Source organism: Thiogranum longum, assembly GCF_004339085.1.
Classification (GTDB): domain Bacteria; phylum Pseudomonadota; class Gammaproteobacteria; order DSM-19610; family DSM-19610; genus Thiogranum; species Thiogranum longum.
On the sequence record NZ_SMFX01000001.1, the window covers coordinates 380,839 to 401,401 of the forward strand.

General features: G+C 55.9%; 16 protein-coding genes and 1 riboswitch. Of the genes, 8 read left to right on the top strand and 8 right to left on the bottom strand.

Annotation, left to right across the window (positions count from 1 at the left end):
• The first annotated feature begins 3 nt into the window (after positions 1-3).
• Both DFR30_RS01820 and DFR30_RS01825 read left to right on the top strand, forming a co-directional pair.
• On the top strand, positions 4-993 hold the full coding sequence (locus DFR30_RS01820) for a chemotaxis protein CheB (RefSeq protein ID WP_132971040.1): 990 nt from the start codon (positions 4-6) through the stop codon (positions 991-993).
• A 23-nt stretch (positions 994-1,016) separates the two neighbouring features.
• Positions 1,017-1,508 carry a chemotaxis protein CheW gene (locus DFR30_RS01825; RefSeq protein WP_132971041.1) on the top strand — a complete coding sequence of 164 codons (492 nt, stop codon included), beginning with the start codon at positions 1,017-1,019 and terminating at the stop codon, positions 1,506-1,508.
• Here DFR30_RS01825 and DFR30_RS01830 read toward each other — a convergent pair.
• The 8 genes from DFR30_RS01830 to DFR30_RS14380 form a co-directional block, all read right to left on the bottom strand.
• On the bottom strand, positions 1,505-2,236 hold the full coding sequence (locus DFR30_RS01830) for a 16S rRNA (uracil(1498)-N(3))-methyltransferase (RefSeq protein WP_132971042.1): 732 nt from the start codon (positions 2,234-2,236) through the stop codon (positions 1,505-1,507). The two genes, DFR30_RS01825 and DFR30_RS01830, sit on opposite strands and share 4 nt — an antisense overlap.
• On the bottom strand, positions 2,236-3,600 hold the full coding sequence (locus DFR30_RS01835; RefSeq protein WP_132971043.1) for an adenosylmethionine--8-amino-7-oxononanoate transaminase: 1,365 nt from the start codon (positions 3,598-3,600) through the stop codon (positions 2,236-2,238). Before DFR30_RS01835 ends, DFR30_RS01830 begins: the two co-directional genes overlap by 1 nt.
• Before the next feature lie 6 nt (positions 3,601-3,606).
• On the bottom strand, positions 3,607-4,458 hold the full coding sequence (gene metF, locus DFR30_RS01840; protein ID WP_132971044.1) for a methylenetetrahydrofolate reductase [NAD(P)H]: 852 nt from the start codon (positions 4,456-4,458) through the stop codon (positions 3,607-3,609).
• A 157-nt stretch (positions 4,459-4,615) separates the two neighbouring features.
• A complete protein-coding gene (gene ahcY, locus DFR30_RS01845) occupies positions 4,616-6,034 on the bottom strand; it encodes an adenosylhomocysteinase (protein WP_132971045.1) in 1,419 nt (472 codons plus the stop codon).
• Positions 6,035-6,058: 24 nt separating this feature from the next.
• A riboswitch (S-adenosyl-L-homocysteine riboswitch) is annotated at positions 6,059-6,138 on the bottom strand.
• A gap of 78 nt (positions 6,139-6,216) precedes the next feature.
• Entirely contained in the window at positions 6,217-7,383 is a 1,167-nt protein-coding gene (metK, locus tag DFR30_RS01850) for a methionine adenosyltransferase (protein WP_132971046.1), read from the bottom strand.
• A gap of 207 nt (positions 7,384-7,590) precedes the next feature.
• Positions 7,591-8,907, bottom strand: a complete 1,317-nt coding sequence (locus DFR30_RS01855; protein ID WP_132971047.1) for a tetratricopeptide repeat protein — start codon at positions 8,905-8,907, stop codon at positions 7,591-7,593.
• A gap of 173 nt (positions 8,908-9,080) precedes the next feature.
• On the bottom strand, positions 9,081-10,973 hold the full coding sequence (locus DFR30_RS01860; protein WP_132971048.1) for a DUF7467 domain-containing protein: 1,893 nt from the start codon (positions 10,971-10,973) through the stop codon (positions 9,081-9,083).
• 112 nt (positions 10,974-11,085) lie between these two features.
• A complete protein-coding gene (locus tag DFR30_RS14380; RefSeq protein ID WP_207891787.1) occupies positions 11,086-11,862 on the bottom strand; it encodes a hypothetical protein in 777 nt (258 codons plus the stop codon).
• Between the two features lie 504 nt (positions 11,863-12,366).
• Between DFR30_RS14380 and DFR30_RS01870 the strand changes: the two genes are divergently transcribed.
• The 6 genes from DFR30_RS01870 to fba all read left to right on the top strand — a co-directional run bounded on the left by DFR30_RS01870 (position 12,367) and on the right by fba (position 20,444).
• Positions 12,367-12,930 (top strand): thioredoxin family protein, encoded by a 564-nt coding sequence (locus DFR30_RS01870; RefSeq protein ID WP_132971049.1) that lies wholly within the window; start codon positions 12,367-12,369, stop codon positions 12,928-12,930.
• Positions 12,931-13,257: 327 nt separating this feature from the next.
• A complete protein-coding gene (gene tkt, locus DFR30_RS01875) occupies positions 13,258-15,246 on the top strand; it encodes a transketolase (RefSeq protein WP_132971050.1) in 1,989 nt (662 codons plus the stop codon).
• Positions 15,247-15,454: 208 nt separating this feature from the next.
• Positions 15,455-16,459 carry a type I glyceraldehyde-3-phosphate dehydrogenase gene (gene gap, locus DFR30_RS01880; RefSeq protein ID WP_132971051.1) on the top strand — a complete coding sequence of 335 codons (1,005 nt, stop codon included), beginning with the start codon at positions 15,455-15,457 and terminating at the stop codon, positions 16,457-16,459.
• 193 nt (positions 16,460-16,652) lie between these two features.
• Positions 16,653-17,834, top strand: coding sequence for a phosphoglycerate kinase (locus DFR30_RS01885; protein ID WP_132971052.1), 1,182 nt, complete (start codon positions 16,653-16,655; stop codon positions 17,832-17,834).
• A gap of 33 nt (positions 17,835-17,867) precedes the next feature.
• A complete protein-coding gene (pyk, locus tag DFR30_RS01890) occupies positions 17,868-19,313 on the top strand; it encodes a pyruvate kinase (RefSeq protein ID WP_132971053.1) in 1,446 nt (481 codons plus the stop codon).
• Between the two features lie 66 nt (positions 19,314-19,379).
• Positions 19,380-20,444 carry a class II fructose-bisphosphate aldolase gene (gene fba / locus DFR30_RS01895; RefSeq protein ID WP_132971054.1) on the top strand — a complete coding sequence of 355 codons (1,065 nt, stop codon included), beginning with the start codon at positions 19,380-19,382 and terminating at the stop codon, positions 20,442-20,444.
• Positions 20,445-20,563 lie beyond the last annotated feature (119 nt).

The following is a 20,563-nucleotide window of genomic DNA, read 5'->3' on the forward strand; positions in this document are numbered from 1 at the left end:
CAGATGGACGATATGCCAGAGGATGTTCTGCGCGTTGCTGTATTGGCAGGCGAGCATGAGCGAGGCAGTTTTCGCAACGTGCTCGAGGGTGAAGGGTTGGAGGTTGTTCTCGACGGGGCACTGGAATTGCCACTGCCTGCCACCTGGAACGGTGCGGATGTGCTGCTGGTCGCCATGGAGGGTGAGCAGGTCGACAGGACAAAGGTGCAAGGTGTCCTGCAGCAATCCCCTGTCCCTGTTCTGCTCAATCATGGTGGTATCGGCGCCAGTGAAATATGGAGCAGGCGCCTGATCGACAAATTACATACGCTGGCACGCCGCGCACTTCCCCATGCCTGGGTGGATGCTGTTCAAGACAATCGGCCTGAACTACGGGTGGTCAGGGATTCAGGAACATTACCCGACAACTCCAGCCCATGGCTCGTTGTATTGGGTGGATCGATTGGCGGCCCCAGGGCGCTGGCACAATTTCTCGAAGCGCTGCCGGAGCAGCTTCCCGTAGTGCTGCTTGTAGCCCAGCATATCTCGGAATCCTACCAGGACTTGCTGGCCGAGCAGCTTGATCGCTGCGGAAGCTGGCCGGTTGCCCTGGTGGGTGATGAACAAACGCTTGAAGCCGGGCAGGTCTGGATGGTTCCCGCCGAAAGTGCCGTTGAACTTGATGACCAGGCCAGGGTGATTCGATCTGGCCATGCCTGGGACTCGATTTACCAGCCAGATATTGATGCGTTGCTGGAACAGGTTGCAGGTGCATGGGCTGGGCGCTGCGGCGTCATACTGTTCAGTGGTCTGGGAGAGGATGGGTCGCGGGGTTGCACGACCATATCCGGCGTTGGTGGCTTCGTGTGGACGCAAAGTGCCGAAAGCTGCACGATATCCAACCTCCCCGATGCTGCAGGACGGAGTTGTCGGGTAGAGTTCAGCGGTACGCCGGCACAGCTGGCCAGACAACTGGCGCTGCGCTGCCAGCCGGCACAACCCGGCATAAACTGAATTTTGACAGGGAGTAGTAGATTATGAATGCAGTTGTTGAATCGGTAAGAAGCCTGTGGGTACCACTGGAAGGTGTAAACCTGTTGCTTCCCAATGTCGCTATTGCTGAAGTTATCAATTACCAGCCACTGGACATGATCCAGTCGGGACCTGACTGGCTGCTGGGTGGATTGCTCTGGCGTGAGAAACAGATCCCGATTATTTCCATGGAGCGTTTATGTGGTTTCAGTCTCCCGCAGGGCGGGCGGGGTGCACGCATCTCCATCATGAATTCAGTTATGCCGGAATCAGAGCTTTCTTTTTATGCAATGGTAACAACCGGTATCCCTCGCTTGTTCAGTGCAGATGAGGATGCGCTCGGGCCTTCCCTGATGGCAACAAACAATCTCCCTGAAACCGTGGCTGACAGTGTCCAGATCGGTAGTGAGCAGGCACTTATTCCGAACCTGGAAGTGGTGCAGACTGTGGTCTCCGAAGTCTGGAAAGGCCTGTCTGATCAGGTTTCTCGCGGTTAAGCAGAAAGATCGCCCCACAGTACTTGCAGAGCTGTGAGTGTTGCCAGGGCGGCCGTTTCTGTACGTAAAATCCGCGGGCCGAGGCGGATGGCCTGAAAACCGTTTGCTTCGGCTGCGCGTATTTCATCTTCCTGCAGTCCACCTTCAGGGCCAATCAGTATGCGAATATCGCTTGCGGGTTGTAAATCCTTCAGTGTCTTTCCCGAGCAGGGGGAGAGCACCAGGTCCAGGCTGTCTGTCGGTGCCTCAAGCCAGCTGGCAAGATCGGAGGGTGGTCTGATTTCGGGCAGCGTGAGGCGACCGGACTGCTCACAGGCTGAAACCACCACACCCTTCCAGTGCTCCAGTCGCTTTTCCAGTCGCTTTTCATCCAGTCGTACCTGAGAATGCTGCGTCCATAGTGGAGAAATAACACTGGCGCCGAGTTCCACCGATTTCTGAAGGACAAAATCCATGCGTTCACCTCGCGCGATACCCTGACCGATTTCGATATGCAGGGGGGATTCACGTTGTGGTGCCATGCGTTCAAGTATGCTGACCACAGCCTGCTTTTTTGTTGCCTGCTCAAGCCGGGCGTTGTACTCAAAGCCATTCCCGTTGAACATGATCAGTGCATTGCCGGGTTTGAGTCGGAGTACGTGCAGCAGGTAGTGGCTGCTGTTTTTATCCAGAGTGAGCTGAATGCCCTCATCCATGGCTTGGTCAGTATAAAGGCGGGACAGGCGCATCAGTCAGTGACGGCTTTCAGAATGCCTTCCCAGGCAACCCTGGCCAGGGTATCGATTTCATCCTTGCTGATGACATACGGCGGCATAAAATACACCACGTTTCCGAGTGGGCGAAGCAGTACGCCACACTCCAGGCCGTGACGATAGACTTTCAGTCCCCGTCTTTCCTGCCAGGCATAGGGCTCTCGGGTTTTCCGGTCTTTTACCAGTTCGATTGCCAGTATCATGCCCGTCTGGCGAACTTCGGCGACGTTGGGATGTTCCTGGAAATGCGCGGTGGCGTTTGCCATATACCGTGCAAGTTCATGGTTTTGCCCGATGACATCCTGTCCGGAAAATATCTCCAGTGTGGCGAGTGCGGCGCGGCAGGCGAGTGCATTGCCGGTGTAGCTGTGCGAGTGCAGGAAAGCCGACAGTTTTTCGTAGTCATCGTAGAAGGCCTGGTAAACCACGTCCCGTGTCAGCACAGTAGACAGTGGAAGGTAACCCCCGGTAAGCCCTTTGGACAAGCACATAAAATCCGGGCTGATGCCTGCCTGTTCGCAGGCGAACAGCGTCCCGGTCCGCCCAAAGCCGACGGCAATCTCGTCGGCGATAAGGTGAACATTGTGGCGGTCGCAGGCTTCACGCAGCAGGCTGAGGTATACCGGGTCATACATGCGCATGGAACCGGCGCACTGCACCAGTGGTTCAACGATAACAGCGCAGACTACGCCGGCATGTTTTTCGAGGGCATTTTCCATATGCGAAAATGCACGCCGGCTATAGTCGGCGCACGACTCACCCTGCTCGCGCAGGAAGCAGTCCGGTGAAGGTACGCGAATGGTTTCCATCAGTAACGGGCCGTACGTATCGCGGTACAATTCCACATTGCCGACGGCGAGCGCGCCCAGGGTTTCGCCGTGGTAACTGTTTTCCAGCGTAATGAATTTTGTCCTGCCAGGCTCGCCCTGGTTGAGCCAGTAGTGAAAGCTCATCTTCAGTGCAACTTCGATGGCCGATGAGCCGTTGTCGGCAAAAAAACAGCGATCCAGTCCGGGGGGCGTAACCGATACCAGTTTCTCCGCCAGTTCGATTGCGGCCGGGTGAGTAAAGCCGGCCAGCAGGGTGTGCTCCAGTGTATTGAGCTGTTCTGTCAGGGCGGCATTGATGTGCGGGTTACAGTGCCCGAACAGATTGACCCACCATGAGCTGATGGCATCCATGTAACGGTTGCCTTCGAAATCTTCCAGCCAGATACCCTCGCCACGACGGATAGGGATCATCGGCAGCGACTCATGGTCCTTCATCTGTGTGCAGGGATGCCACACAACGGAAAGGTCGCGTGCAGCGAGGTCGGCATTATGTTGTATGGGCCGGTTCATGGATACTCAGCCGAGGTTGAGTCGTTCCCAGATTTGGCGTGTCGGTCCGGCCTGATTCATGGTGTAGAAGTGCAGGCCCGGAGCGCCGGCATCCAGCAGGCGCTGGCACATATCCGTTACGACATCAGCGCCGAACGCACGGATGGCGTCACGGTCATCGCCGCAGGCCTCCAGCCGCTTGCGAATCCAGCGCGGAATTTCCGCGCCACACATATCGGAGAAACGCGCAAGTTGTGTGTAGTTGGTTATCGGCATAATGCCGGGAACAACAGGGATGTCGATACCGCGTTCCTCGCAGGCATCGACAAAACCAAAATAGGCATCCGCGTTGAAGAAGTATTGTGTAATCGCGCTGTCTGCACCGGCTTCGACCTTACGTTTGAAATTATCGATATCAACATCTGCATTCGCGGCCTGTGGGTGAAACTCCGGGTAGGCTGCGACTTCGATATGAAAATGGTCGCCGGTTTCGGCGCGAATAAATGCTACAAGCTCGTTGGCATAGCGGAATTCGCCGGGTTGCCCCATGCCCGAAGGCAGGTCGCCACGCAGCGCGACAATATGGCGAATGTTCTCTTTCCGGTAAAGATCAAGAATCTCGCGGATATTATCTTTTGTCGATCCGACACAGGACAGGTGTGGGGCCGCCTCGATGTCCGAGTCGTGTTGTATCTCGCTGACAGTATCAAACGTACGCTCGCGTGTTGAACCACCGGCACCAAACGTAACGGAAAAAAAACGCGGTTTGAGTTTCGCCAGCTCATTACGTGTGGCGCGCAGTTTGGCGGCACCCTCGTCGGTTTTGGGTGGAAAGAACTCGAAACTGTATACGCGGGGATATTTTTTTTGTGATTCCATGAGTGTCGATCACTCCGGCATGGATTGATAGAACTTAAGTACACCTGAAAATTTCCCCCGTCATTGCGATGCCCTGACCCGAAGGCAGGGCATCGCAATGACAGGAAAAGTTCAATCAGGCCGGCCGTCCCCTGTGGCGGGACGACCGCAACCCGGCTCAGTAGCGGTAATGGTTCGGCTTGTACGGGCCTTCCACCGGAATGCCCAGGTACTCGGCCTGTTCCGGCGACAGACTGGTCAATTGTGCACCGATTTTCTGCAGATGCAGGCGTGCAACCTTTTCGTCCAGGTGTTTGGGCAGAACGAAAACGTTGTTCTCGTAGCTTTCACCGTTATTGAACAGTTCCATCTGCGCCATCACCTGGTTGGTGAAGGATGCTGACATCACAAAACTCGGGTGACCGGTCGCACAACCCAGGTTTACCAGGCGACCCTTGGCAAGAATGATGATTTTCTTGCCATCCGGGAAGATTACGTGATCCACCTGCGGCTTGATTTCTTCCCACTGGTATTTTTCCAGTGAGGCGATATCGATTTCAGAATCGAAGTGTCCGATGTTGCAGACGATGGCTTCATTCTTCATCGCCGCCATATGGTCGTGTGTAATCACGCTCATGTTGCCGGTAGTGGTGACAAAGATGTCGCCGATGGCGGCGGCGTCTTCCATGGTCACGACACGATAGCCTTCCATCGCGGCCTGCAAGGCGCAGATAGGATCGATTTCTGTCACCATTACAGTGGCACCCATGCCGCGATAGGCCTGTGCGCAACCCTTGCCAACATCTCCGTAACCCAGCACCACGCAGATCTTGCCGGCAATCATCACATCAGTGGCGCGCTTGATGCCGTCGAGCAGTGATTCACGGCAGCCGTACAGGTTGTCGAACTTGGACTTGGTGACCGAGTCGTTGACGTTCATGGCGGGGAACAGCAGCTCACCGGCTTCCTGCATCTGGTACAGGCGGTGAACGCCGGTAGTGGTTTCCTCGGTAACGCCCCTGATACTCTCAGCCATCTTCTGCCACTTGCCCGGCTCACTTGCCAGATTGCGGCGCAGCACATCCAGAATGGCTTTCCATTCCTCGTTGTCGTCGGCTTTGGTTTCCGGAACAGCACCGGCCTTTTCGAATTCGACACCCTTGTGGATCAGCAGGGTGGCATCGCCGCCATCGTCGAGGATCATGTTGGGCATCTGACCGTCGGGCCAGTTCAGTGCCTGTTCGGTACACCACCAGTATTCTTCGATAGTTTCGCCTTTCCAGGCGAAGACCGGTATGCCGGCAGCGGCAATCGCCGCCGCGGCCTGATCCTGGGTTGAATAGATGTTGCAGGATGCCCAGCGTACTTCGGCGCCCAGGTCGATCAATGTTTCGATCAACACGGCCGTCTGGATGGTCATGTGCAGGCTGCCGGTGATGCGCGCGCCCTTCAGTGGTTTTTGTGCGCCAAACTCTTCGCGCAGTGCCATCAGGCCGGGCATTTCGACTTCCGCAATGAGAATTTCCTTGCGGCCCCAGTCGGCCAGTGAAATATCGGCGACTTTATAATCGTTACTTGAATTGAGTACAGCGTTCATGGTGCCTCTCCCTTAAAGGTTGCTTAAGGTCGAGCGCCGTTGTTTTGAGATGCTGGTTTCCCCGAGCCTGGCGGGCATCGCCCGCTGCAGCGCCCCTCGGGGAACACAGCCAAATTTGAAGGTCTGCAATTATAGATTAGTGGGGACAGATTTCAAATCTGTCCCCTGTAAACACAGGCGTTTTAGATGCCGGCATCCGCCCGCAGGTCTTCCGCCTTGTCCGTGTTCTCCCAGGTAAAGCCCTCATGCTCACGGCCAAAATGTCCGTAGGCCGCAGTCTTGCGGTACTTGATCTGGTCGGTATTGAGCAGATCAAGCATGGTGAGAATGCCATAGGGTCGCAGATCAAAGTGCTCGCGCACCAGCTCAGTGATGCGCTCGTCGCTGATCTTGCCGGTGCCAAACGTCTCGACCATGATTGACGTCGGGTTCGCTACACCAATGGCATAGGACACCTGGATCTCGCAGCGATCTGCCAGCCCGGCCGCGACAATATTCTTGGCGACATAGCGCCCGGCATAAGCGGCGGAACGGTCCACCTTGGAGGGGTCCTTGCCCGAGAATGCGCCACCACCGTGACGTGCGGCGCCCCCATAGGTATCGACAATGATCTTGCGTCCCGTCAGGCCGGCATCGCCCATCGGGCCGCCAATCACGAAGGCGCCGGTCGGGTTAATGTGATATTGCGTATCAGCCGTCAGCCATTCGCTCGGCAGTACCGGCTTGATGATGTGTTCCATCACGGCTTCTTCCAGCTCCACATGGTCGATGTCCGGTGCGTGCTGGGTAGACAGCACAACGGCGTCGATGGCGACGGGTTTGCCATCCTTGTAGCGGAACGTGACCTGGCTCTTGGCATCCGGGCGCAACCAGGCAAGGATGCCCTTGTGGCGCATTTCCGACTGGCGGTGAACCAGACGGTGCGCGTAGGTGATTGGTGCCGGCATCAACACATCGGTTTCGTTGGTGGCATAGCCGAACATCAGGCCCTGGTCGCCTGCACCCTGGTCTTCCGGTTTTGCGCGGTCAACACCCTGATTGATATCCGGAGACTGAACGCCCAGCGCCGTCATGACAGCACAGGTTTCATAATCAAAACCCATCTCGGAGCTGGTGTAGCCGATCTGCTTGATGGTGTCGCGCATGATGTGCTCGTAATCCGGCTTGGCGGTGGTGGTAATTTCACCTGCAATCAAGACCATACCGGTTTTGAACAACGTCTCGCAGGCGACACGCGCATGCGGGTCTTCGGCGAGGATGGCGTCGAGAACGGCGTCCGACACCTGGTCTGACATTTTATCCGGGTGGCCTTCGGATACGGATTCCGAGGTAAAAAGGTGTTCGCTCATTATATTGATCTCCCAAAAACAAAAAACCCGCCTGGCATCAGCTCAAGCGGGTTCTGGAAATGCTTTGTTTTCCTCGCTTTAGCCGAATTTATAGAGCGCCCGCAATCTGATTTCAAATCGGCGCTTTAAAGTATTGTGGTGGAAATTCCGGTGTGGGTCAAATCCTCTCCGGGCAGAGTCCGGCGTGGTTGCCGAACCCGTTTAAAATCATGGTGCTACGGTAGTACGTGCAGCTTTACCCATGCGTGTTCGCATATATGTATAGGCTTTCAGGTATTTGGTCGAGCCTGGGTCAAGCTCGACAGCTCTTTGGTATTCTGACAGCGCCTGGTTGTACTGACGCATGTCACGGTAGGTTTTGGCCAGCCAGTAGGCCGCATGTGCACTGCCAGGGTTTTTTTCCACGCGGCTGCGCGCTGTGCGGAGCGCACGCTGCAGATGTTGTCGGGCGCGGGCTTCATCGCCTCGTTGCCGGTAACTTCTCGCCAGTGACAGGTTGGTGGAGACTTTTCCGGGGTTGCGGGCATAGATCTTCAGGGCGGTATCGATCGCCATCTGGTTGTAGCGGAGGAACAGTGCACGGTTGCCGGTCTGCTGATAGCAATTGGCGATTTTTCGCATGATGGAGGTACGCGCAGGTTCTTTCCGGTGTACGGCGAGATAAAGTTTCAGGGCTGTCTGCCACTGGTCGTAGCGCTCGTAACGATGGGCGAATTTCTCGTAGCCGTTTAGCAAGCGCCCTTGAATTCTTGGCGCTTTCCCCGGGTCAGATAACATGGAATTGGTTGTTACTGTGGCAAGGGCTATTGCTCCGCCGAGGATACCAGTCATCAGCAGGGCAATTTTCCACGAAGGGATTGAATTCCCAAGCGTTTCCGGCTGGTGCCGAAGCAGCCAGTAGTGGGCGCTCATCGCGGCCAGCGCAAATGCAATCAGAACTTCGGCGATTTCGGCTTCATTGAAATTCAGTTGTCCAAGCTCCAGGAATGCCGCAGTAACAAAAAACGGCCAGAGGTAGAGAGGGGGTGCTACAAGACCTGATGATTCCAGGGTCAGGGCCGGCTGCCACCTGGCCCTGATCAGGAGGGGGTAGACCAGGCCGTACAGTGTCAGTGCGCTGGCAAGCGCGTATTCGATGAATTGTTTTGTCAGCGTGCTGACCGGCCCGACCAGCAGATTGTGGATGTTCGTTTCATCCTGCAGGTTGTAGCGCCGGAAGAAGTCGGGTGTTTCGAAACCGAACAGCCGCTGGCCCCAGGAGATTTCTTCCATTACGACATAGAAGAGCGCAATGGACAGCAGAATAAAGAAAGGTCTCTGGCGACGGTTCGGGGAGGTCGTCAGCAGAAGTGACAGGACAAACGCAGTCGCGAACAGAAAAGTCTGCGTCCATTCTCCATACATGTCTTCATAGGTGGCACGGATATAGTCCACCGGGTAATAAATGGCCAGCGTGACGTAGGTGCCGGTTATCAGAATAAACAGCAGGGTGGCGGTGTACCGGTGTGCGTTACCCTCGATCATAGGCTTTGCCTGAAAGACAGGGATTCCAGTGAGTTCGACATAACCCTAGTGTAACAAGTCCTGTGGGCGGTAAGGTAGGTCTGGATGTTTCGCGCCAGAAGAGCGCACATAAAAAAGCCCCGCCGGGTGGCGGGGCTTTCGGGTGATGATCCGGTTCTCCCGGACCACCCGGTTCAGTTGTTAATCGGGCATCCTTTCTTGTTCTGTTCCTTCAGGATGTTCTTCGCCGTGTCGTAATCACCGGTTGCGTAAGCGTCTACGACTATCGAGATAACCTCGCCGGTCGTGTACATGTAGTTCACGTCCGGATTGGCGGCATTGAGCATGGCTGCCGTGGCGTGGCGTCCCAGACCCTGGCTTTTCTTGCCCTTGCTCTTCAGGGTACGTTTCAGGCTCTTGTTGCCTGCCGCATCGACACCGAAGATCGAGTCAAAGCGGTCACCCGGTGAGTAGGCTGTCCATGCGCCGATGTTGCTATTCTTCTTCCAGAAGGACGGGCCGCAACCTTCGTAGATAATCGGTGTGGGCGGCATCGTGTCGCTGTCACCATCGCAGTCGAGGTCACCGCTGTCGGCATCACTGTCATCCGAGTCACCGTTGGCGTTGCCGTCATAGCCACTGTCGCTGTCACTGTCGACCGAACCCATGCAAGGGTCAGGTTCTGGTGGTTGCAACATTTCGACGGTGACCGTTGCTGTGTTGGAGCTGCAGGTCTGGCCGTCAGCCAGCAGGCCCGAGGCATTAGCGATGTTGGTTGTTGTCTCGAACAAGCAGGCATCAGCCGTGAAGGAGGCACTGCTGTTCGCTAGCAGGTCAACTGGCCCACCGACCGGGTCAACCATCTTGTCGTCAGTTACGACCAGGCCGGTGACATCAGTGCCGCTGTTGATCACCGTGTAGGTGTATGTCACCTGCTGGTTAACCGGACAGGCTGTCGGATCCATGGGGCAGAGTGGTTGCGTGAGCTTGCGACTGTTGCCGGAAAGCACCACGAAGTCCCCTACGACCTTGCCGGGTCCAATCGGTTCCGAGCAACTGGTGTGCAGTTCGACGGGCTCGCCACCATCGACGCTAAGGCTGATGGCAACACCCAGGGTGCCTTTGAAACCCTTGGGTCCAAAGTCGATGCCGGAAACGGTGAAAGGCACACCGTTCTGTACGGTACCGTCGAACAGGTCGGAGGCAAACGGCCCGACGCGATTGACATCCACGTTGACAGTGCCTGCGCCCGTGTACATCAGTTCGAGATCTGTCACCTTGCCCTTACAGCCACAGGTCAGGCTGGCGGGGTCAACGTCGCTGTCGTCCGAGTCACCGCTGCCATCCTTGTCATCGCCACTGTCACTGTCATTATGTTCGCCGATCTGGTCGGATATCATGGCGTCTATCGGTCCGACTGTGCTGACATTCGCAACCTTTTCCAGCGTCAGGCCACACTGTGTGACCAGGGGCGGATCCAGTGTGACAAATTCACAGACCGCATTATCCGGTACCAAGTCATCCGGCTGTCCATCGGCGAAACTGGCAATGAAGCTGAAGGCACCAAAGTTCACCGAGGTTGTGGAAACGCCCAGTGCGGTTTTGAATGCCATCAGGTCAGTAATGGTCAAAACATAGCGGTCGAGCAGTACGTCAAACGTAACATACTGATCAAGACCGGTGATCTGGCTGTCGGTCGGAGCGACCGTCAACGTGTTGTTCGTGTAGATGAAGACAACGTTCGGTACGCAGGTCCCTGTGCCCTGGTCTGTCGCGCCGCACTCCATATCGATTTCGAGATACTCGAGCGAGCCAACCCCGGGTTCATCCGGGATGGTGGAGCTGGAAGCGTTAGGGTCACCATCGCCATCGGTGTCACCCGGGATGCCCGTAGGGAAGATTTCTGCGGTCAGGGAAAAGTCTGCGTTCAGGGTAAAGGTAATTTCCTTGATGTCATACCCGCTCGGAAATGCCAGTTCGTTAGCGTCCAGAATGGTGTAGGTGTTGGCTGCAGTCGCTGAAAAGCTGGTGGTTAGCGCCAGTGCTGCGGACAGTAAAGCCGACTTGATTGGTGTTATTATCTTCATGCTTGGCTCCTTGAAGGACGCTGGATCATCCTTTCCTGATTCCAGTGTCAGTAAGTATTCTTAGTGGTGCGCATGCTTTTTCCGCACCCTGGGTCTTGTTGCCCCGTGTGGTTCAGGCCGGGCGTCGCCGACCCAGGCCAACCAGGCCGAGCAGGCCGGAACCGAACAGCCAGACGGCTGCGGGTACGGGTACCAGTTGAGTGTTGATCGTGGCGAAATCCTCCGGGCCGAAGTTGTTGCCTGTGCCGGCAAGGAATTCGACAGTGAGATCCAGCGGGTTGGCAAAAGAGAAGCCCAGTGGCCCCAGGCCGGTGACGCTGAATTCAACGCCGTCGTTGGCTTCGCTCGCAATCCAGTTGACGGTTGCGCCTGCAGTGTTATCGGCCCCAAGTATTGGCGATTGTTCGCTGTTAAGTCCACTGTCCACAATGGCATCGCCTTTTACGTCGAACTGGAACTCAATGATGCCGCCAGAGCTGCCGTCACTGCCCAGATCGATTGAGAAGCCCACGTTCTCGCACCCGTCAAACAGGCCGGCTGCACCACTGTTACCTCCGGGCTGGTCCAGGTTGCAGCTGGGGAAACCAACGCCTTCGTTGCCACCGGCAGTACCGAAAGCCCCGAAAGTCTGGAAGCCGAGGTAAAAGGTGTCGGAGGCGATATCGTAGGTGAAGTAGGCGTTTGTGATGTCGAAACCATTGTTTTCAGCATCATCGCCGGGATCAACTACGCTGCCTGACTGGTTTGGCGCTGCGTTGACGGTTGCGATCAGGTCGGTCAGGTCTCCATCCAGTGTGATAGCGGCAGAATGACTGGCAGTCGAGGCCAGCAATAACCCCATGCCGACCAGTGGAAGCACAAGCTTCCTGTGTGCTGTTTTCCGTATCATTATTTTCGACTCCTCCGAGAGCTTGTCTTTTAGTAATATTTTCCAAAGTGTCAGGCAACCCGCATGGGGTGCCAACCTTTGTCGAGCAAGACATCCTGCTTTCTCGCCCGTTTTTAGTTATTCCGGCTTCGCGGCTTGATTTTTACAGGGATAACCCTGCTTATACGCAAAGACACGCCAAACACGTAAGCAATATTTATTCCCAAGTTAAAATAGTCAGGATAAACAAATCATTACATGTTTGAGCATTATTGAGGATGAATTTTTCGTTAAAGTATCCGACAGTGGTGTTAATCTCCTTTGGCGTGACTAGTCATTAAAAAGACATATTTATCAGTTAAATAGGTTCTGTCGTTGACCGGGAGGTAGTCGTTCGTTCATTGTCGAAAATCAAGACAGTCTTCTGTAAAGTCCGGGTGAACATGCGCGCGCTGATCATGTTGCTGCGGTAGAGCAGGTTACGGCAAGTCTGGTTATGTTCAGGATCATCAGGGGCAAGTAGTTATGGTTTCATTGAAAACACCAGTTTGTGATTTCGGTACGCCGGTCATTGATTTCGCCTTGCCCGGCGTCGATGGCAAGGTCTGGACGCTGGACCAGTGCAAGGGCGAGAAAGGCCTGCTGGTCATGTTTATCTGTAACCATTGCCCCTATGTAAAAGCCATTCTGGACCGCCTGGTAAGGGACACCCGCGAGCTCAGGGATCTGGGGGTAAACAGCGTGGCCATCATGTCCAATGATCCGGCCGAGTATGCCGAGGACTCGTTTGAAAACATGAAAGCAGTCGCCGAGCGGGAAAATTTTCCCTTCCCTTACCTTATAGATGAAACCCAGGACGTCGCCCGCGCCTATGGGGCGGTCTGTACGCCGGATTTCTTCGGCTACAACGCCGACCTGGAACTGCAGTACCGGGGTCGCCTCGACGCCAGTCGCAAGGAAGCCGCGTCAGCCGATGCCCGCCGCGACCTGTTCGAGGCCATGGCGCAGGTGGCCCATACCGGTAAGGGGCCGGAGGAGCAGGTGCCGAGCATGGGTTGTTCCATAAAATGGAAGAATGACGCCGCCTGAGTCTGGCTGAGTAATATTTATACCTTTATAAGGGTAACTTTGCGTTCCGAAGGTGTGGGCGTCAATGAATCGTCGCCTGTATAAATCAACGGTTGCCCCCGCTCCCCATCTGTTGGAGAATGTCGCGCTCGATCCGACCCGGCCAGATGGCCGACGCGCAGGTTTGCGCCACGCGCCGGATGCGACGCCAGATGCGCGGTCAGGTACAGCGCACGGCTTGGCAGAGAATACATTCACAGTCGGTCGCACCCGTGCGGGTGTGGCGGCTTCGCTGCTTTTCGATTCTGGCGGCAACCGGTTTTTAAGACACTGAAACAGGAGACAGCGATGGCCTCGCGTAGAGAACTAGCGAATGCGATTCGTGCCTTGAGCATGGACGCGGTACAAAAAGCCAAATCCGGCCACCCCGGTGCGCCCATGGGCATGGCGGACATCGCCGAAGTGCTGTGGAACGATCACATGCACCACAACCCCAACAATCCCAAGTGGGTCGACCGCGACCGGTTTATCCTGTCCAACGGTCACGGCTCCATGCTGATCTACTCCCTGCTGCACCTGACCGGCTACGACCTGTCAATCGATGACCTGAAGAACTTCCGTCAGCTGCACTCCAGGACCCCGGGTCACCCGGAGTACGGTTATGCACCGGGTGTCGAAACCACCACCGGTCCGCTGGGTCAGGGCATCACCAATGGTGTCGGTATGGCGATTGCTGAAAAGGTCATGGCCGGACAGTTCAATCGCGACGGCCATCACATCGTCGATCACAACACCTTTGTGTTCATGGGCGACGGCTGCATGATGGAAGGTATCTCCCACGAATCCTGCTCGCTGGCCGGCACCCTGGGTCTCGGCAAGCTGATTGCTTTCTGGGATGACAATGGTATTTCTATCGATGGTCACGTCGAAGGCTGGTTCAGCGATGATACGCCCAAGCGTTTCGAAGCCTACGGCTGGCACGTGATCCGCGACGTCGACGGTCACGATGCTGCGGCCATCGACAAGGCGATTCATGAAGCCAAGTCAGTCAATGACAAGCCCACACTGGTCTGCACCAAGACCGTCATCGGTTATGGCGCGCCGAACCTGTGCGGCAGTCACGACTGCCACGGCGCACCACTGGGTGATGACGAAATCAAGGCCACCCGTGAGAACCTGGGCTGGAATCATCCGCCCTTCGAAATTCCCGAAGACATCTATGCCGGCTGGAATGCAAAGGACAAGGGTGCGGCTGCCGAAGCGGAGTGGAACGAAAAGTTTTCGGCCTACAAAGCGGCTTATCCGGATCTGGCCGCCGAGTTCGAACGTCGCATGGCAGGCGACCTGCCGGCCAACTGGACGGAAGGTGCTGCGAAGTTCATAAACGAAGTCAACGAGAAAGCCGAGACCATTGCTTCGCGCAAGGCTTCACAGAATGCACTCAACGGCTTCGGTCCGCTGCTGCCGGAATTCCTCGGCGGTTCGGCTGATCTGGCCGGCTCCAACCTGACCATCTGGTCCGGCTCCAAAGGCATCAGCAATACGGTATCTGACGGTAACTACATTTACTACGGTGTGCGTGAGTTCGGTATGTCCGCCATCATGAATGGCGCTTCACTGCACGGTGGCTTCATTCCTTACGGCGCTACCTTCCTGATGTTCTCCGAGTATGCCCGTAACGCCCTGCGTATGGCGGCACTGATGAAGATCCAGAGTATTTTCGTTTATACCCACGACTCCATTGGCCTGGGCGAAGATGGCCCCACGCACCAGCCGGTAGAGCAGACTGCAACACTGCGCATGATTCCGAATATGCAGGTCTGGCGCCCGTGTGACGCGGTTGAATCTGCGGTGTGCTGGAAGGCTGCCATCGAACGCAAGGACGGCCCGAGCAGCCTGATCTTCTCGCGCCAGCCTCTGGCCCACCAGAATCGCAGTGCCGACCAGATTGCCGCCATTGAACGCGGGGGTTATATCCTCAGGGACTGCGACGGTACGCCGGACGCCATCATCATCGCCACCGGTTCCGAAGTAGAGCTGGCCATGAATGCGGCGGAACAGCTCAGCGGCAAGAAGATCCGCGTGGTTTCCATGCCTTCCACCAATGTATTCGATGCCCAGGACGATGCTTACCGTGAATCGGTGCTGCCGTCTTCCGTGAAGGCGCGCGTGGCAGTCGAAGCCGGCGTGACCGATGGCTGGATCAAGTACGTAGGTCTGGACGGCAAGGTGGTCGGTATCAACCGCTTCGGCGAGTCTGCACCGGCCAGTGAGCTGTTCAAGTACTTCGGCTTCACCACGGAGAACGTGGCCAAGGCCGTAGAAGACGTACTGTAGGTTTTTTTATAACGCCCCGTCATTGCGAGCAAAGCGAAGCAATCTCCAGCAACCTGGCAGCAGACCAAAGAGGTTGCCGCGCTTTGCCCATAGAAGCCCTGCGGGCTTCATTACGGGTACCTTACCCTTGCGGGTCAAGGTATCGCAATGACAGGGATGGTTGAAATTTTATTACAGTTAACACCAAGAGAATTACGGAGAGAGTAATATGACAATCAAAGTCGGTATTAATGGTTTCGGCCGTATCGGTCGTATGGCATTCCGCGCAATCGCCAAAGACTTCAGCGACATCGAAGTGGTCGGCATCAACGACCTGCTGGAAGCAGACTACCTGGCCTACATGCTCAAGTACGATTCCGTACACGGTAACTTTGACGGCGACATTTCCGTTGACGGCAACAATCTGGTGGTAAACGGCAAGACCATCCGCCTGACCGCCGAGCGTGACCCGTCCGACCTGAAGTGGGGCGACATCGGCGCTGACCTGATTATCGAGTGTACCGGCTTCTTCCTCACCGAAGAAACCTGCCAGAAGCACATCGACGCCGGCGCAAAGAAAGTTGTGCAGAGCGCACCTTCCAAGGACGGCACCCCGATGTTCGTGTACGGCGTCAACCACGACACCTATGCCGGCCAGGCGATTGTTTCTGCGGCCTCCTGCACCACCAACTGCCTGGCACCTGTTGCCAAAGTGCTGAATGACAAGTGGGGCATCAAGCGTGGCCTGATGACCACTGTTCATGCTGCAACTGCAACACAGAAAACCGTTGATGGTCCATCCATGAAAGACTGGCGCGGTGGTCGCGGCATCCTGGAAAACATCATCCCGTCTTCCACCGGTGCCGCCAAGGCCGTGGGTGTCGTGCTGCCTGAACTGAACGGCAAGCTGACCGGTATGGCGTTCCGCGTACCAACCTCTGACGTGTCCGTAGTTGACCTGACGGTTGAGCTGGAAAAAGATGCTTCCTACGAAGAAATCTGTGCTGCCATGAAGGCGGCTTCTGAAATCGGCGACATGAGCAAGACGCTGGGCTACACCGACGAAAAAGTGGTATCCACTGACTTCCGTGGCTGTGGCAAGTCTTCCATCTTCGATTCAGAAGCTGGTATCGCGCTGGACGGCACCTTCGTCAAGCTCGTTTCCTGGTATGACAACGAATACGGTTACACCTGCAACATGCTGCGTTTTGTGCAGCACGTTGCGGCCAACTAACCGGTTGGATAGCAGGCCCTGATTAACTGAACCACCCGCGTCATTGCGAGAATATTCCCGTCATTGCGATGCCTTACCCTTGCGGGTCAAGGCATCGCAATGACAGGTTGACTCGCAGTGACGGGTTAATCAGAGGCTTTTGCCAAGCACCGCTGTTTGGCAAAAGTTTCTGAAAAAATAACGGAGTTCCATCATGTCTTTTATCAAGCTGACCGATCTCGATCTTGCCGGCAAGCGTGTGTTGATTCGCGCTGATCTCAACGTTCCTGTCAAAGATGGCAAAGTGACGTCCGACGCACGTATCACCGCCTCCATGCCGACCATCGAACACTGTGCAAAAGCCGGTGCGAAAGTGATGGTCATGTCACACCGCGGACGTCCGGAAGAGGGCAAGCCTGACGAAGAGAACTCCATGGCGCCGATCGCGGCCAACCTGGCCGAAAAGCTCGGCAAGGACGTGCGCCTGATCAAGGACTACCTCGATGGTGGTTTTGATGTTGACGAGGGTGAGGTCGTACTGCTGGAAAACGTCCGCTTCAACGTTGGCGAGAAGAAAGACGACGAGACGCTGGCAAAGAAATACGCGGCCCTGTGTGACGTGTTCGTAATGGATGCCTTCGGTACCGCGCATCGCGCCCAGGCGTCCACCCACGGCGTAGGTAAATTCGCCCCAGTCGCCTGCGCCGGTCTGCTGCTGGCCAGCGAACTGGAGTGCCTCGCCAAGGCACTGGCCAACCCGGCGCGCCCGATGGTAGCCATCGTTGGTGGTTCCAAGGTATCGACCAAGCTGACCGTGCTGGAAGCCCTGTCTGAAAAAGTCGATCAGCTGGTTGTCGGTGGCGGTATTGCCAACACCTTCCTCAAGGCTGTCGGTTGCAACGTAGGCAAGTCGTTGTGCGAAGATGACCTGGTGGACACAGCCAATGCGCTCATCGAAAAAATGAAAGCCCGCGGCGCCAACATCCCGATTGCCGTGGACGTGGTGTGTGGCAAAAAGTTTGATGAAAACGAACCCGCTGTGATCAAGGATGCCGACAAGGTAGAAGACGACGACATGATCTTCGACATCGGGCCGAAATCCGCACAGGAACTGGCAGACATTATCGAGAAGGCCGGTACCATCGTCTGGAACGGTCCGGTCGGCGTGTTTGAATTTGACCAGTTCGGCGAAGGCACCAAAACGGTTGCCATGGCAATTGCCAACTCAAAGGGCTTCAGTCTGGCCGGTGGCGGCGATACTATCGCTGCAATCCAGAAATACGATATTTACGACAAGGTTTCCTACATTTCTACCGCCGGCGGCGCGTTCCTCGAGTACCTCGAAGGCAAGACGCTCCCGGCTGTCGCCATGCTGGAAGAACGTGCCCGCGGTTAACGGTACAACACTCTGGGAAACAAGTAGCCCAATATGCAGCGTAGAACAAAGATAGTCGCAACACTCGGGCCGTCGACCGACGACCCCAAGGTACTGGATGCCATGATCCAGGCTGGCGTGGATGTTGTGCGCCTGAACTTTTCACATGGATCGGCGGAAGAGCACAAAAAACGCGCCGAAGCAGTACGAAACCGGGCGCGTGCACATGGCCGGCAAGTGGGCGTATTCGTCGACCTGCAAGGGCCAAAAATCCGCATCGACCGTTTCAAGGAAGGCAAGGTCGAACTCAAGGAAGGCGAGCGCTTTATCCTCGACGCGGCGCTGGACCCGGATTCCGGTACCGTCGAGCGTGTCGGCATCGCCTACAAGGCGCTGGTCGATGACGTTAATCGCGGTGACACGCTGCTACTCGATGATGGTGCGGTCGTGTTATGGGTGGAGGAAGTCAAAGGCAGCGAAATTGATACGCGCGTTGTCGTTGGTGGCACCCTGTCCAACAACAAGGGTATCAATCGCCAGGGCGGAGGATTGTCTGCGACGGCCATTACAGACAAGGATCGCGCCGACATCAAGGTGGCCGCCGAAATGCAGGCAGACTACATCGCCGTGTCCTTCCCGCGCCATGCCAATGATATACACGAAGCACGTGACCTGTTGCGCAAGGCCGGCGGGCATGGCGGTATTGTTGCCAAGATCGAGCGTGCCGAAGCGATGAATGCGCTGGAAGAAATTATCGAAGCGACTGACGCTGTCATGATAGCGCGCGGTGATCTCGGTGTTGAGATCGGAGATGCCGAACTTCCGGCGGTGCAGAAGCGGATCATTCGCGTTGCCCGCAGTATGGATCGTGTAACCATCACAGCAACACAGATGATGCAGTCGATGATCGAAAGTCCGATCCCGACCCGGGCCGAGGTTTTTGATGTTGCCAATGCCGTCATTGATGGTACCGATGCGGTTATGCTTTCTGCCGAAACTGCCACTGGCAAGCATGTTGCCAAGGTAATCGAAGCCATGGATCGTATCTGCCGCGGCGCCGAGACCCAACGTATGGACAACGCTGCCGAGCGGCGCAGCGCCATGCACTTCAAAGCGATCGACGAAGCAATCGCCAAGGCGGCCATGTATACCGCAAACCACACAGGCGTTAAGGCAATTGCTGCGCTGACCGAATCCGGCGCGACACCGCTATGGATGTCCCGTATCAGCTCTGGCATCCCGATCTACGCCTTGACGCGTCATGTCGAGACGCGTAGAAAGGTTACACTTTATCGTGGCGTCTACCCCGTCAGTTTTGACGTCACGACCACCGATCACGCACAGGTCAATCGCGAAGCGATTGATGAACTGATGCGGCGCGGCGCGGTTCGCGACGGTGATCTCGTCATCATCACCAAGGGTGATTTGATGGGAGTACATGGTGGCAGTAATGCCATGAAAATAATTCGTGTAGGAGAACATGTAGTTAACGTCGAGTGATGTGCCTGCATGTATCCCCGAACACACATACAACCCTAAATACCTAAATACACCAAGGAGTCCGTCATGGCCTTGATATCCCTGCGACAACTACTCGATTATGCTGCCGAAAATGATTTCGGTATGCCGGCTTTCAACGTGAACAACATGGAGCAGGTACATGCCATCATGCAGGCTGCCGATGAAACCGACAGCCCCGTGATCATGCAGGGTTCCGCCGGTGCGCGTTCCTACGCGGGCGAACCCTTCCTGCGTCACCTGATTACTGCCGCGACCGAGATGTACCCGCACATTCCGATCGTCATGCACCAGGATCACGGTTCAGAACCTGCTGTTTGCCTGCGCTCCATACAGTCCGGTTTCACATCGGTAATGATGGACGGCTCATTGATGGCCGACATGAAAACCCCGTCTACCTTCGAGTACAACGTCGACGTGACCCGCAAGGTCGTGGAAATGGCCCACGCCGGTGGCGTATCCGTTGAGGGTGAGCTGGGTTGTCTGGGATCGCTGGAAACCGGCGAAATGGGTGAGGAAGATGGCCACGGTGCAGAAGGCAAGCTGTCTATGGACCAGCTGCTGACCGATCCCGAAGAGGCAGCCAACTTCGTAAAAGAAACCGGTGTTGATGCACTGGCAATTGCCATTGGCACCAGCCACGGCGCCTACAAGTTCACGCGCCCGCCAACCGGTGACATCCTGGCCATCAACCGCATCAAGGAAATCCATGCGCGCCTGCCCAACACTCACCTGGTGGTGCACGGTTCGTCTTCCGTGCCGCAGGAGTGGCTGAAGATCATCAACGATTTCGGTGGCGACATGGGTGAAACCTATGGCGTACCGGTTGAAGAAATCTGTGAAGGCATCAAGAACGGTGTACGCAAGGTCAACATCGACACCGACCTGCGCATGGCTTCCACCGGTGCGATTCGCAAGCACCTGGCGGAAAACAAGTCCAACTTCGATCCTCGCAAATTCCTCAAGGCCTCTACAGAAGCCATGAAGGATATCTGCAAGGCGCGTTACGAAGCCTTCGGTTGTGCCGGCCATGCTTCAAAAATCAATCCGATCAGACTGGAGCATATGGTTGCGCGTTATGAGTCCGGCGAACTGGATGTACGTGTTAACTGATAGCTGAACTGCCAGTAAACCGGAAAAGGGCGGCGTTGGCCGCCCTTTTTTATTGTCCGGAGAAATGTGGCATGAAGTCGCTTTGTATATTTTGAGTTGACGGCTATAGTAATAAAGTA